Here is a 15,090-nt window from a genome sequence, read left to right as displayed (position 1 = left end):
TACATTAAAAAATTATCATAATGGAGCAACATTCCAGTGATATGTTGCGTTTAATAGTTGTACTAGATCGCGGATATTTTTTTTGTCTAATGATGTCCAGTATTTGTAAAACTATGAAATGGATTGTTTATTTAGGGGGAAGTAAGTCAATGATTCGTGCCCGTGTAGCTCTTTGGACTAATGTTATTCTATTGCTCATTTGTTTAGGGCTCCTAGCTGTTGCTTGTTCCGTGCCGGAAAGCAATAAATCGGTCAGCTTCTATGTGAACGGCGAGAAGCTAAAGCAGCCGCCTGCCGTGGATCTGGTTGACGGCGAACCGATGGTGCCGGCCGCATTCCTGGAGTCGACCTTTAAATCCAAGCTGGAGTGGACGCTGGAGAATCCGGGAACAAACGGAACTTACTATTCGGACAAGGTTGCCGTACTGATGTATCATGATCTATCGGATAAGACGGCGAAGAAAACCAATAACGCGGAGGCCGAGTCGGCTATTTCGCTTGATGTGTTCAAGGAACAGATGGAACTGCTGAAGGCAGACGGATTCCATGTCATTTCCATCGATCAATATGCGGATTTTATCGCGAATAAAGGCAATGTGCCGGCTAATGCGGTACTGCTGACTTTTGACGACGGTTATGAGAGCTTCTATACGAAGGCCTTTCCGGTGCTGAAGCAGCATAACTATCCTGCGGTTAATTTCGTGATTGTCTCCGGTGCGGACAATGCGGATAAACCGAAGCAGGTCGGCCGTCCGAAAATGACCTGGACCCAAATGCGCGAGATGCAAAAGTCCGGCATGTCCTTCTATAACCATACTTATGACAGCCACAAATACGGCGTTATGCGCGCGGACGGCTTGACGAAGCCTGTGCTGACCCGCCACCAATATTTGAAGAAAGAACAGCGTGTCGAGACGGATGAGGAATATCATAACCGGGTGAAGACGGATCTCGAGAAAGCGGAACAGCACTTGAAAGCAGAGCTTGGCAATACAAAGGGCATTATCGCGTTTCCTTACGGGGCTTATAATGCGGAAGTACTGGATATTTTGAAGGAAGTAGGTATTTCGTTGTCCTTTACGGTTAAGGAAGGAATCAACGGCCGCGGGCAGACAAACGGCTTCCGCGTGAACGGAGCGAGGGAAGGGGAGTCGGCCAAACAGCTGATGGAGAAGCTGAAGGCGCTGGATCTGGAGAACGCTCCTGTTATGGTTCATATGGACGGCCAGACCGCGGCCTTTACGGAGCAGCCCTACAAAGGACCTAATGGCGTGATGATTCCGCTAAAGGAGTACTGCAAGATGAAAGGCATGAAGCTCAGCTGGAGCAAGCACAAGAAGCAATACAAAATTACAGCGGTTTAAAATAATCGATTCCCAATAGAATAGCTGCATCCCTTGGTCAACCGGACCCGGGATGCAGCTTTTTTTTTCCGTCAGCGCATAACCTGGAAATCCGTTCCGGAAGGGATTTCGAGGCAGGAAGCAACAAATAATAACCGCACGGTTCAGTAAAGTTCGACAGTATTCGAGTGGGCTATTTCAAGGTGGGGAATCTCAAGACCTAAAGAAAACCTACCTGATATCCTAAGTTCACACATTGTAAGGGTTTGCAGATTTCACGATAATAAAAGCATCACAAACAAGGGGGATAAACAAATGGCTAAAATGAATATGAAGAGCGTTCTTGGTCTTGTACTTGCAGGTTCCTTGGCAATCAGCTTGACAGCATGCGGCTCTAATAGCAATAACGGCGATAAAAATGCCAACTCCGGCGCTTCCAACAATGCGGGAGCGACTAACGCGGCTACAGAGAAGCCGGCAAGCAACGAGAAAGTTACGATTACTTTCCAAAACATTTATCCAGATCCAACGGATCCGAAAAACGGCATGATGAAAAAGATCGTAAAACAATACGAAACTGATCATCCAAACGTGAAGATCGAGCTGGACTCCTTGAATACCGACCAACAAAAGCAAAAGCTGAAAACGCAAGCAGCTTCGCATGAAGTGCCGGACATCACAATCGTTAACCCGGCAGCTCAAATGCAGCCGTACGTTGATGCAAAACTGTTTGCACCGCTGAACGACATGGTTGAGCAAAACGGCCTGAAGGATACATTCCAAGAAGGCGTTCTTGACTTCTATACATTCGACAATAACTTGTACGCATTGCCGGACGGCAACAACATCGGCGTTGTTTACTACAACAAAGATCTGTTCCAACAAGCTGGCATCGCTAACCCGCCGACAACATTCGAAGAAATGATCGCAGACGTTAAAACCCTGAAAGCTAAAGGCATCCAGCCAATGGCAATCGGTGAAAAAGATACTTGGACGGGTTCGTTCCTGTTCATGAACATCCTGCTTCGCACAAACGGCGGCCCTGGCTTCCTGTCTGATGTTGTAGCTGGAAAGAAAACATTCGAAGATCCAGCATTCGTTGAAGCTGTAGACGCTATGCAAAACCTGATTCAAGCAGGAGCGTTCCAAGAAGGCGTTACATCGTTCGACTATAACGCTGGCGAGAACATTTTCAAAACGGGTAAAGCTGCCATGTACTACATGGGTTCGTGGGCAACTGGCGGTATCGAAACATCCGAAGCTTTGAAGGATAAAGTAGGCGTATTCAAATTCCCTACTGTAAACGGCAAAGGCGACCCTAACCAATTCATGCTTGCTCCAGGTTCCGCATTCGCGATCTCTGCAGACAGCAAACACCTGCAAGAAACAAAAGATTTCCTGAACTACTTCATGCTGAACTTCCCTAAAGAAGCGTTTGCGGTTAAAGGCGCTGTAGGTCTTGCGCAAAAAGTTGACGGCGACTTCAAAGCTGCCGGATACTCCGACATGGCGATCAGTGTACTGGACCTGTTCAAAGATGTTAAAGGCGGCGACCTGTCGTTCGATAACACAATGAACCCTGGTACTTCTCAAGGCCACTTGACTTCTCTCCAAAACATCTTCGTTCAGAAGAAAGATTCGGCAGAAGTTGCAAAAGAGCACCAAACAGCTTACGAAAGCAATAAATAATTTTTAAACAAAAGATAGAAATATAAAAAGCTGCACACTGTGCGAAAGGGGTTCTCTCCCAGGAACCCCTTTTGTACGGATGTTAAAAAAATAGCTAAAAGATAGGAGGGCACACGAGATGAACGTACTGAAGGTTTCGAAGTTAACGATAGCGCTGTTCGTGCTGCCGTGTTTGATACTCTATGTCTGTCTGGTTTTTGTTCCAATCATCGTTTCCTTGTATACCAGCACGCTTGAATGGAACGGGATCGGCGCTTCAAAATTTATCGGTCTGGACAACTTCAACAAATTGTTATTCCATGATGCCGTATTTTGGCCAGCTGTACGCCATACCCTGATGTTTGCTGTATTTTCCATGCTTGAAATTCCAATCGCTTTGTTTGTCGCAATCTTGCTTAGCCGCTTCGTAAAGAAGCCGAATTTCCTTGTATCCAGTTATTTTATGCCGGTAATTTTGTCGGTTGTTATTATCGGACAACTTTGGAAAACAATCTACAACCCTGCGTCCATGGGCGGAATGCTTAACCAGGTACTTGACTGGGTAGGCCTGCACAGCTGGTCCCAGCAGTGGTTGACGGATCCAGATATCGCGATGTACAGCTTGTACTTCGTTGCTTTGTGGCAATACCTTGGTTATCACACTCTCATCCAGTTTACGGGTATTCAGAACATTCCGTCGGATATTTATGAGGCAGCCAAAATTGATGGCGCTGAAGGCTTGAAAGCTGACTGGTATATTACCTTGCCAATGAACGTTCCGATCTTCAAGATTTCGATTGTCCTTGCCTTTATCGGCTCGCTGCAATCGTTCGACATGATTATGGTTATGACAGGCGGCGGTCCTGGTAACGCAACGGACGTTATCGCGACCCATATGTACAGAATGTCAATCTTGTCGATGAAATACGGATACGGAAGTGCCATTGCAGCCATTCTGGTTGTAGTCTGTCTTGTAGCAACAGTGGTTATCAACTATGGATTCAACCGTCTGGAACGGAAATACACGTAACGAAGGAGGGATACGACTATGAGCCAAAGTACAACTACAGCAGCGCTGCCGAGAATAAAGCCGCAAAGAAAATTTTCGATCGGGAAAATATTGATGTGGGTTCTTCTGTCAGCTCTGATTGTCACCCAATTGTATCCGCTCTTGTGGCTGGCTATCTACTCGTTAAAGACTAACGAAGAAATTTTGTCCGGCCAATTCTTTGCTCTGCCGCATGCTCTGCAGTGGGGCAACTACAGTGCTGCGATGGAGTCGGGCAATTACGTTAAATATCTGCTTAACAGCTTGAAAGTTACATTGATTACAATGGTTGGCGTTTTGTTCCTCAGCTCGCTAGTATCGTTTGCCATCAGCCGCTTCAAGTGGAAATACGGTCAGGCGGTTATGGTTGTCTTCCTGATCGGGATGATGATTCCGATGCAGGCGACACTGCTGCCGCTGATGATTATCTTCAAGAACATGCATATTCTGAATACGCATTGGTCCCTTATCTTGCCTTACATTGCATTCCAGACGCCAATTGCCGTATTTATTCTTAGCGGATTCATGAAGTCGATTCCTAATGAAATTGAAGAATCGGCCATCGTGGACGGAGCAGGCGTCTTCCGGATATTCTGGAACATTATCCTGCCGGTATCGGTTCCGCCGATGATGACGGTATGTATTCTGACCTTCATCAACATCTGGAACGAGTACATCCTGGCAGCAACCTTTATCTCGTCCGAACGATTGAAAACATTGCCGTTCGGGGTATACAGCTTCGTCAGCCAGTATTCGGTTAACTACGGAGCGATCGGCGCATTCCTCGTGCTCGGGGCATTGCCGGTTATCATTATTTACTTCTTGCTCGCAGATAAGATCACAAAAGGTATGGTAGCAGGCGCGGTGAAGGGTTAATCCCCTTCTCCGCTTTTTTGAATTTTAAGCAATTTGTAAGTTTTTACTATACGAAACGGTTGCGCTGCCACGGGTCAGCGCAACCGTTTCGCCATGTGTTACAATGAGGGAATGAGCATTCGTGCTTACGAAGTAGAATTATCACAAAGAACGTGATAATTCTTTAAGTCGATGCTTACGAAGTAGAATTATCACAAAAAGCGTGATAATTCTTTAAGTCGATGCTTACGAAGTAGAATTATCACAAAAAGCGTGATAATTCTTTAAGGAGGATCCAAAGTTGGCGCGTTATCACGGAATGCACTCTATACAGAATCGGTTGTTTTTATTGCTGTTTTCATCGATGATGACGCTGCTCATCTTGGTCAGCTTCCTCTATTATCAGAAGACAGCCCAGATTATTCATTCAAAGATCAGTGATCTTGCGGAGAAGAACGTTTCCCAAACGGTAGGGTTATTTGATCTGCTTCTTGAGGGATATGACAGCGTGACCAAATCACTTAACAGTAACTATGAATTGACCAGACTGCTTAAGGAAGCAGACAATGAGAAGAATATAAGCGTCAGTGTCATGAATGAACGGGCGATTACGAATATTATTGGAGCCGCATACTTTTCGCGAGATGATATTATAGGCATCCATGTCATGACCAATGGCGGAAAGCTGTACAACTATGAACGGCGGTTCGCCGGCTTAGTCAATCAGGATTACACGTCTGCTGATTGGTACAGCAAGCTTAAAAATTCAAAAGGCGAGATGGTATGGCTTGGCTTGATGAAAGGCTCGGTTATTAACAGCATGCTGCCAGAGCCTGTATTTGTATTTGGACGTCAGCTGTTTGATCTTAATAATTATAAGCCAGTTGGCATTGTCTTGATCGAGTCGGATCCGAATCCGATTCTATCGGCCTTGTCTAACGCGTCGATCAGCCCAAACAGCCGGGTATTTATCGTTGATAAGAACAATGGCGTAATCGCATCGACGGATAAAAATCAGGATGATTTGTCGATGGAGCCAACCGGCGAGCCGCAGGCGGTACCTTCTTTTAATGGGCTGCCTAGACCTAAGGGTAATGAGATCGTTGTGGATAATAAGACCAGTCAATTAATTGTTGCTGCCAAAACAGCCGTGGCGGAATGGACGGTGTTTGGGCTGACGCCAAAGACGGACATCAGCGAAGAGCTTGTTCAGACGAGACTGTATCTGCTTGCCGTCATTATCGCGGTTATCTTGTTGTCGATTATGCTGGCAACCTTGATCTCGCGGAATATATCCTCTCCGCTGAAGCTCTTGATCAGGGAGATGAAGCAGGTGGAGCTGGGTAATTTCAGGGGTGCGGTGAATGTTAAATCTTTCGAGGAAATAAACAGCTTGGTCTCTTCCTTTAACCGGATGGTTCATCGGATCGACGAGCTGATTGAGCGAATCACTCTCTCCTCCATAAGCGAAAAAAACGCGGAGCTGCAGGCGCTTCAGTCGCAGGTGAACCCGCATTTCCTGTACAATACGCTGGATATGATTTATTGGATGCTGGACGAGCGGGAGAATGACCGGCTGGGACGCGTTATTTTGTCGCTGTCCCACATGTTCCGTTACAGCAGTGACTGGGAGGAAGCCTCGAAGACGACGCTCCGCCAGGAGCTGGAGCAAATGAGGCATTACATGACGATTATTGAAAACCGTCTGGTCGGACGCGTAAGCACCGAAATTCAGGTGGACAACATATGGCTCGATGCTATCGTTCCGAAGATGACGATTCAGCCCGTCATCGAGAACGCGGTGAAAAGCGGCCTTGAGCCTCTCGACCGTCCGGGACTGCTGAGAGTATCGACAATAGCCGACGAGGAAGCCAATGAGCTGCGTATCGTTATTGAAGATAATGGCGTTGGCATTGATGAAGAAGAACTGAAGAAGCTGCAAGCCATGCTTGAGGATTCCAGTCCCGGCCGAAATTACAATGCGGCGCAGCAAGGGCGGGGCAGAAGAGGGATTGGCCTTCCGAATGTGCACCGCCGTATTGTTCTAATGTACGGCGAACCGTACGGCTTGCGGATTACAAGTGAATTAGGAAAAGGGACGACGGTTATTATCGCAATTCCACTGCCTGCTAGAGGAGGTAAAACGGGCGATGAACATATTAATCGTGGATGACGAGAACGTCATACGAGAAGGTATCAAGCGGACATTAAACAACCGCTTTCCTGCTTACAGCACTTATCTGGCTGTCAATGCGGAAGAAGCGGTAGCCCAGCTGCGCAAGCACCGGATTGATATTGTGCTAACGGATATTTTAATGCCTGGCATGACGGGGCTGGAGATGATGAATTTGACGCGCAGCATGTATCCCCGGGTGAAGTGGGTTGTGATCTCCGCCTATTCGGAATTCAGCTACGCCCAGGAAGCTGTGCGCCTTGGAGCGAAGGACTATCTGCTTAAACCGATCGGCAAGGAAGTGCTGGCCGAGATGATCGAGAAGATCTGCGGGGAAATCGAGCAAGAGCGGGAGATGACGGAAGAAGCCGAGCTGCTGAAGCTGAACCGCAACTATTTGCGGGAAGCGGTTTTTCAGCGCTGGGCTCAAGGGCTCGATATCGGACGCTTCGATATGATGCCTTTCATGGACAGCCATCCGCATTTCAACCTGATTATGGTCAAGATGGAGAGCGACAAGGTTGTTCAGCTCGAGCATTTCATGATCGAGAACGTGCTGGGCGAGCTGATCGAGAAGTATGGTCAAGGGTTTGTCACGATTTACGACAGCAAGAGCCTTCTGGGACTTGTTACGCTTCCGGAGAGCGGAACGATCACAAGTCTACTGGAAGAGCTGCGCACGCATCTGATCAAGTATTTGCGCGTGCCGTTCCAGATCATGCATACCGACCGAATTGAAGATATCGATGCCGTACCGGGAGAAGTGCAGCGGATGAGACAGGCTTCGTCGACGCAGGTGTATGAGCATTACGCAAGCGGAAGCGATCAGTCCATTGAGGTTGCGCTGCAATATATCCGGACGCATTATCATGCCGATCTGTCACTTGAGAAGGTTGCGGCTATCGTATACCTGAATCCGGTATACTTCAGCCAGCTGTTCAAGCAGAAGACCGGATCGGGGTTTAAGGAATATGTTATCGGCTTGCGGCTTGAACAGGCCAAGCAGATGCTGCTGAATCCCAAGCTGAAGCTTGCGGATGTTGCCGAGCGGATCGGTTATCAGGACATGCGCCATTTCTCGCAGCTGTTCCGCAAGAAGTACGGGGAGACGCCGTCGGAGTTCCGTCAGCGTCACCGGATGGACGGTATTGAAAAACCGTTGTAATCTTATTGAAAACACACATTCGGGTAGATGAAGGAGTCCTATGTCCATTACCAAGACACCGGCCAATCTGGTCTATACCTACATCGCTCAGCGAGGTGTCGTATCGCGCGCTGAGCTGATCAAGGAATTCTCGATGCCAAGCAGCTCCATGACGCGGCTGCTGGATGAGATGATTGAAGGAAACAAGCTGCGCGAGCATGGGCGCGGCAGCTCTACCGGCGGGAGAAGACCCATTCTCTACGAGACGAATCCAACCTACGGCTATTTGTTTGGACTCGAGATCTCCCGCATCTACTCTTCCATTGGTCTATACGACATGCATATGAACCGGTTGTCGGCCATTCGCTGGAAGATGGATGAGAGCATGACGCCGGGCGTATTTCTGAACCGGGTGCAGGAGGCCGTCCAACGGTTCTTGCAGGAGAATGGCCTGCAGCCGTCCAGCGTTGTCGGAATGGGCGTTGGAGCAGTAGGTCCGCTTGACCGTGAACGGGGTCTCATTCTGGATCCCGTTTATTTTCCTGCCCAGGGCTGGCATAACCTGCCGATCTGCGAGCTGCTCGAGGAACGGCTGGGGTTCCCGGTTCTGCTCGATAACGGGGCGAATACGGCGCTTGTGGGAGAGCATTGGGCGCTGAGAAGCGAGCACTACCAGCATATGCTGTATGTGCATGTGGGTGCCGGTCTCCGGTCGGCGGTTATGTCGAACGGCCAGCTGGTATACGGAGCAACCGATATGGAAGGGGCGATTGGCCGAATGATTATTCAGGCCGGCGACCTCTCGCAGCCCGGCAGCGCGATTAACGGGTCGCTGGAGTCCTTTGTGTCGGTTCATGCTATCGAGAACGAAGTGCGCGAACTGGCCTTGGCGGGAACACTGACGCATGGCCGGGAAGTCCGTGGCAGCGGCAGCGATAGCGACAACGGCGAAATTTGGAGTTTCGAAAAACTGCTCCACGCCCTGACGGCCGGTGATATAATGGTGCAGGAGAAATTTAAGCAGGCTGCTGCTTATCTTGGAATCGGGTTAGCGAATTTGATTAACGTGCTGCATCCGGAGAAGGTCATTCTGGGGGGAGCGCTTATTAATGCGCACGAAAGCGTGTTTGAGACGGCGGTGGAGGTAGCAAGAAGCCATACGTATTATTATCCGCAGTATAAGCCGTTGTTCTCGAAAGGTTTGCTTAAGGAAGAAGCTGTTGCGGCCGGTGCGGCCGTAATGGTGCTGAAGCAGCTGCCGTAGAAGAATTTGACTTAAGAAGAGGTGTCATCATGACGGCCGCACAGGCGGGGAAGCCATCGAAGGAGTTTAATCTCTTATTTCTGACATGGCCGATATTTCTGGAATTATTGTTATTTATGCTGATGGGGCTTGCCGATACCTTTATGCTGAGCGCAATCTCGGATAATGCGGTGTCGGGCGTGGGTGCCTCCAATCAGTACCTGTTTATTGCTTTGCTGGTGCTCGAGGTTATCGGCAACGGTGCTTCGATCGTTGTTGCGCAATACATCGGATCGAGGCAGATGAAAGAAGCCGCCAAAATTTCGGCGCTTAGCATTACGCTGAACCTGATTGTTGGCCTTTTATTGAGTATCGTGTTTGTTATCTGTAACGGGCTGATCTTGCAGAGCCTGAACCTGCACGGCGAAGTGCTGGAGCATGCGAAGTCTTATTTGTCCTTCGTGGGCGGGTTTATTTTCCTGCAGGCTTTAATTAATTCCGTGTCGGCGATTATCCGGGTGCATGGCTTCACGAAGGAAGCGATGTTCGTCTCGCTGGGCATGAATATCGTCCATTTGATCGGCAATTACGCGCTGATTTTCGGGCATTTCGGATTTCCGCAGATGGGCGTTCACGGTGCGGCGGTTTCAACGGTCATCAGCCGGGCGCTGGCGTTGGTCGTTTTCTTCTGGATGCTGTATCGCATTATGGAAGTTCGCGTAAAGATTCGCTATTATTTCACATTATCCAAGACGTATATTGGCAAAATATTAAAAATCGGCATTCCGTCCGCTCTTGAGCAGGTGATGTATCAAGGCTGCCAGATGGTCTTCCTGTATTATGCGACCTTCCTTGGCGAAGAATCGCTTGCCGCCCGTCAGTATGCGGCTAACGTCTCGCAGTTCATTTATTTAATGGCCTTTTCGATTGGATTAGGTACATCCATTATTGTAGGCCGGATGATCGGCGCAGGCCGCCAGACGGATGCTTATTACCGGGTATGGTACAGCACGGGCTGGGCTTCGGCATCGACAGCGGTGATGATTGCGGTGGTGATGATTTTCCGCGAGCAATTGATGACCATGTTCACGAACGATCCGGAAATTATCCGCCTGGGCGCAAACGTACTGCTCTACAGCGTAATTTTGGAGACGGGCCGCACAATCAACATTATTCTCGTGAACTCGCTTCGCGCATCCGGGGACGCCAAGTTCCCGTTATGGGCGGGTACGGTGTCGATGGTGGGCATGAGCCTGCCGCTTGGTTACTTCTTCGTGTTCCAGCTTGATATGGGCCTTCCGGGAATCTGGCTTGCGATTGCGGCCGATGAATGGCTGCGGGCCTTTGCGATGTTCTTCCGCTGGCGGAGCCGGGCGTGGGAGAAGCATGCGCTGGTGAAGCGGGCTCCCGCGGAACAACCGGTGACGACCGCTACGTAACATTGGCATAAGGAGCATTAAGCCATGACTTCTACTGTAATGGAGCAGCCGATTAATACTTATCATCTAATCGCACAGACCTGCCTGCTTGCAGGCAAAATCATATTGCAGAACGGCGGCGAGACGTACCGTGTGGAGGATACCATGGTACGGATCGCCGCTGCTTACGGTATTTCGGATGCGCAGAGCTATGTCACGCCAACCGGCATTTTGTTTGCGATGGACGCTTCCGTGCCAACTACGAGGCTGATTCGCATCTCCGAGAGATCGACAAACCTGCGCAAAGTGACGCTGGTGAACGATATATCGCGGCGCATCAGCCAAGGGAAGCTGGAGGTGAGCGAGGCTCACCGCCTGCTGACGGAGATCGACGAGTTGTCCTTCGCCTATCCGACCTGGCTGCAGGTGCTTGTGGCCGCGGTATCGAGCGGCTGCTTCCTCGTTATGTTCGGCGGCCCGTGGCATGACTTTCTGGCGGCTGTCCTTGCGGGGGGATTAGGCTTCGGCAGCATGGTGCTGCTGCACCGGCTGGTGCCGGTTAAGCTGTTTGCGGAGTTTGTAGCCTCCTTGATCCTTGGCGGAGTAACGATTTTGCTTATAAAAAGCGGACTAGCTCTCAATATGGATACCGTCATTATCGGCTCGGTTATGCCGCTTGTGCCCGGTCTGCATATTACGAATGCCGTCCGGGACTTGATGGCGGGCCATCTTGTGTCGGGACTGTCCAAAGGGGTAGAAGCGTTTCTGACGGCGTTTGCGATCGGCGCGGGTATTGCGGCGGTGCTGTCATTTTATTAATGTCGAGGAGGGGACGGGCATGTCGGGAATGTTGTGGATCGAACAAGCGATTACAAGCTTTATTGCATCGGCCGCGTTTGGCCTTATCTTTAACGCGCCTAGACAGATGCTTCCCCAATGCGGCGTTGTTGGAATGGTAGGCTGGCTTTTGTATAGGTCCTGCGCGGAGATGGGGTTGGAGACGATTCCGGCCACGCTGATTGCCGTCATTATCGTAGCGGTGATCAGCCAGCTGTTCGCGAAGCTGTACAAGACGCCGGTTATCGTGTTTAGCGTTGCGGGCATTATTCCGCTTGTGCCGGGCGGCATTGCTTACGACGCGATGCGCAGGGTCGTGGAGAACGATTATGACGTCGCTGTTCAGCTAGGCGTCAAAGCATTTATGATCTCGGGCACGATAGCGATCGGTCTCGTCTTGTCCGAGGTGGTCAACCAGACGATCCGCCGTTTGGAGCGGTTATAGGGTTGTAAATAGGAGGGCGTGTCCGCGCATGAGGCGGAGGCGTTCTTTTCATTTTTTTCACATTAGGGAGGAGGAAGTTGGATGCAGTTTTATATGGTAGACGTGTTTGCGGAACGGAAATATCAGGGGAATCAATTGGCGGTGCTGCTGCCTGACGGAGAGCTCGAGACTTCCGGGATGCAGCAGATTGCGAAGGAGTTCAATTACTCCGAGATTACTTTCATTATGTCGGACAAGTTGGCTGACGGGGGTTATAACGTTCGTATCTTTACGCCAGACGCGGAAATCCCGTTTGCGGGACATCCTTCGCTAGGCACGGCCTATGTCATTCGGCATTTGTATGAGAAGGAAGGGAAGGAGCCTATCCTGTTGAATCTTGGCGTGGGGCAGATTCCCGTCTCGTTTGCGGAAGGGAAGAACCCCGTACTGTGGATGACCCAGAAGCAGCCGGCTTTTGGCGAAATTGTTGATCCGTCGGTTATCGCGGACATCCTCCAGATCAACGTGGAAGATATAGCTGCAGACTTGCCGATCCGGGTCGCATCAACGGGTTTGCCTTCCGTTATCGTACCCGTGAAGACGCTGGACGCGGTAAAGCGCTGCGTCATCCATCATCAGAAGTTCGGGCAGTTCCTTAAGGAGACGGCGGACGCCAACCTTCTAGTGTTTACGCGGGAAACGGTGCATGAAGCAAGCGATCTCCATGTCCGGGTGTTTGTGAATGATACCGGGTATTACGAGGATCCGGCTACGGGCAGCGCAAACGGCAATCTGGCCGGTTATCTGCTGGAGCATGAGGTGCTTGGCACAAGCGATATCCGGCTTCGGGTAGAGCAAGGCTACTCCGTCGGACGGGACTCCCTGCTGTTGATTGACGCCTCGAAGAAGAATGGGGAATTCGAGATTAAGATAGGCGGTAAGGTGTTCCTCGTGGCGAAGGGCGAGTGGATGTAAGGCGGTAAAATTGCGATTACGGCCTTGCGGGCGTTATACTGAATAGGAATACTACCGGTCATCACACAAAGAGGCGGCCGGAGCCAGGAGGCAAGAAGCATGAATCTTCTTAGCAGTGTATCGCAGTTCCAACAACTGAAACAACTGATTACTCGGTTTATGATGACGTATAAGTTTGCGCTGGATGAGATGGAGACCAAGATCGAAATTCTGAAAGAGGAATTTCAAATGCTCCATGACTATAACCCGATCGAGCATACCAAATCCCGGCTGAAATCCCCGGAGAGCATTATGAATAAGCTGGTCCGCAAAAACCTGGATATTTCGCTGCCAAGCATCAAGAACAATATTCGGGATATCGCGGGCTTGCGCATTACGTGCTCTTTTATCAAAGATATCTATCTTATATCCGAAATGCTGAAGAGACAGTCCGACCTGAAGGTGCTCGAGGTTAAGGACTATATCAAGAATCCGAAGCCTAACGGGTACAAAAGCCTGCATATGCTCATTGAAGTGCCGGTCTTCCTGTCCGACCGCGTGGAGCATGTCTGCATCGAGGTGCAGATCCGGACGATCGCGATGGATTTCTGGGCAAGCCTGGAGCATAAAATATTTTATAAATACAATGCCGCGGTGCCGGATGGCTTGCTGCAGGAGCTAAAGGCGGCTGCGGATTCGGTAACGGCTCTTGACCGTCAGATGGAGCGTCTGCACATGGAGATGGGCGAGATTAAGGGAGATAACGTGATTGATGCCGAGGAGCAGCTCCGAATGCTGCAAATCGACAATCAGCAGTTCAACATTCCAATCGCGCTGCTCGAGATGATCGGCGAGAAGCCGGAAAATTAATAAGTATAAGAGTGTCGATATATGCTTATCGGCACTTTTGTTGTTATAAGGAGGAAAATGCTTGAAGTTAATGATAGATTCGTTTCCTTATCGGCTGGAACAGGGCTATGAATTAGGTTATGGGCCTGCCGCTTTTGAGACCATGGCAAAGGTTATACTGGCTTTTCGCGAGCCGGATTCGGATGTCTTGTTTCAATACACGAATTGGGACCGGGATAAGGACCCGCATAAAGAGAGCTTGATGATGGACGCGGCGGAGACGTTTCATGCCGGCGCGATCCTTGACCCGGACCAGAAGATCAGTACGGCGGTGAAGGAGATTCTGCTTCGCCACTATGCACCCGAACGTGACCCGAAGGCGAGTCAGGCTGTGATGGACCAACTGCTGGCTTATTTCAAGGAAGTCCCGATGGATGAGCTGAATGAAGAGCTGCTGCGCAAAATCGGGTCCGCCGTGTACGAGGGATACGGAACTTACACGCTGGAAGATGAGAACGAAGCCACGCAAGCTTTCGTAAACAGCCGGTTGGCTGATACCAATACGGTCTGGCTGCTGCCTAACGATCGTCCCGTTTATTTGAAAAATATATTATGGTACCGGGTCAACGCGCAGGAGGAAATCGTACGTGCATTTGAGCTCACGGACTGGAGTTTTACCTGTGCAATTGCGGAACAGAACAAGCCGGTGGAGGAGTATCGTTATTTCCTCAACTATACGGAAGAGAATGACGGTATGGTCCTGTACGTCTCCGCTGCAGACCCTCAGCATTTCAAGGCAGTAGTCGTGCCAAGGCTGAAGGAGCTGTTGGGGGAAGAGCTGGAGATTACGGGTTGAGAGGACTTATAACGAGTTCTGTAAGGTTGGTGGGGTGATGTCCCCGCGGAGCTCGTTGTTTAGTGTCCCCCAGGGGCCTTAAGTGAGCTGACCGAGCTTGTCCGAAGCAGTTTAAGGTCCTTGAGGGACCTTAAGTTGACGCAAGGAGCTGAATGCGGCATCCTATTGGCGGGTTACCGTGGGTTAAGGTCCCTTAGGGACCCTAAGTGAAGTCTGAAAGCCTGTACGATGGTGTTTAAGATCCCTGGGGGACCTTAAGTTGGCTGAGGTTGCCCGAT

The 15,090-nt window shown here is 50.0% G+C and carries 13 protein-coding genes; all 13 read left to right on the top strand.

The window, feature by feature from the left end; translation table 11 throughout:
• Nucleotides 1-149: 149 nt before the first annotated feature.
• The 13 genes from PJDR2_RS29990 to PJDR2_RS29930 all read left to right on the top strand — a co-directional run bounded on the left by PJDR2_RS29990 (nt 150) and on the right by PJDR2_RS29930 (nt 14,812).
• The gene (locus PJDR2_RS29990; protein WP_015847503.1) at nt 150-1,364 is read left to right on the top strand and encodes a polysaccharide deacetylase family protein; all 1,215 of its coding nucleotides are present in this window, start codon (nt 150-152) and stop codon (nt 1,362-1,364) included.
• 294 nt (nt 1,365-1,658) lie between these two features.
• Entirely contained in the window at nt 1,659-3,032 is a 1,374-nt protein-coding gene (locus PJDR2_RS29985; protein ID WP_015847502.1) for an extracellular solute-binding protein, read from the top strand.
• A gap of 118 nt (nt 3,033-3,150) precedes the next feature.
• Nucleotides 3,151-4,041 (top strand): carbohydrate ABC transporter permease, encoded by an 891-nt coding sequence (locus PJDR2_RS29980; protein WP_015847501.1) that lies wholly within the window; start codon nt 3,151-3,153, stop codon nt 4,039-4,041.
• A 93-nt stretch (nt 4,042-4,134) separates the two neighbouring features.
• Nucleotides 4,135-4,935: an ABC transporter permease subunit gene (locus tag PJDR2_RS29975; protein ID WP_041614813.1), complete on the top strand. Its 801-nt coding sequence runs from the start codon at nt 4,135-4,137 to the stop codon at nt 4,933-4,935.
• Between the two features lie 298 nt (nt 4,936-5,233).
• Nucleotides 5,234-7,087, top strand: a complete 1,854-nt coding sequence (locus PJDR2_RS29970; protein WP_041614812.1) for a cache domain-containing sensor histidine kinase — start codon at nt 5,234-5,236, stop codon at nt 7,085-7,087.
• On the top strand, nt 7,065-8,252 hold the full coding sequence (locus PJDR2_RS29965) for a response regulator transcription factor (protein WP_015847498.1): 1,188 nt from the start codon (nt 7,065-7,067) through the stop codon (nt 8,250-8,252). Before PJDR2_RS29970 ends, PJDR2_RS29965 begins: the two co-directional genes overlap by 23 nt.
• 40 nt (nt 8,253-8,292) lie before the next feature.
• Nucleotides 8,293-9,495: an ROK family protein gene (locus PJDR2_RS29960; protein ID WP_015847497.1), complete on the top strand. Its 1,203-nt coding sequence runs from the start codon at nt 8,293-8,295 to the stop codon at nt 9,493-9,495.
• Between the two features lie 29 nt (nt 9,496-9,524).
• Complete coding sequence (locus PJDR2_RS29955) at nt 9,525-10,913, top strand: MATE family efflux transporter (protein ID WP_015847496.1); 1,389 nt, start codon at nt 9,525-9,527, stop codon at nt 10,911-10,913.
• A 39-nt stretch (nt 10,914-10,952) separates the two neighbouring features.
• Nucleotides 10,953-11,711, top strand: coding sequence for a threonine/serine exporter family protein (locus tag PJDR2_RS29950; protein ID WP_041614810.1), 759 nt, complete (start codon nt 10,953-10,955; stop codon nt 11,709-11,711).
• 28 nt (nt 11,712-11,739) lie between these two features.
• Nucleotides 11,740-12,174: a threonine/serine exporter family protein gene (locus PJDR2_RS29945; protein WP_041614809.1), complete on the top strand. Its 435-nt coding sequence runs from the start codon at nt 11,740-11,742 to the stop codon at nt 12,172-12,174.
• 81 nt (nt 12,175-12,255) lie between these two features.
• Complete coding sequence (locus PJDR2_RS29940) at nt 12,256-13,128, top strand: PhzF family phenazine biosynthesis protein (RefSeq protein WP_015847493.1); 873 nt, start codon at nt 12,256-12,258, stop codon at nt 13,126-13,128.
• Between the two features lie 99 nt (nt 13,129-13,227).
• Complete coding sequence (locus PJDR2_RS29935) at nt 13,228-13,977, top strand: GTP pyrophosphokinase (protein WP_015847492.1); 750 nt, start codon at nt 13,228-13,230, stop codon at nt 13,975-13,977.
• Between the two features lie 61 nt (nt 13,978-14,038).
• Nucleotides 14,039-14,812, top strand: coding sequence for a hypothetical protein (locus PJDR2_RS29930; protein WP_015847491.1), 774 nt, complete (start codon nt 14,039-14,041; stop codon nt 14,810-14,812).
• The last annotated feature ends 278 nt before the right edge of the window (nt 14,813-15,090 follow it).

This window comes from Paenibacillus sp. JDR-2 (genome assembly GCF_000023585.1).
Taxonomy (GTDB): Bacteria; Bacillota; Bacilli; order Paenibacillales; family Paenibacillaceae; genus Pristimantibacillus.
The sequence above is the reverse complement of the archived record's forward strand: the minus strand, read 5'-3'. Positions and strand labels throughout refer to the sequence as shown.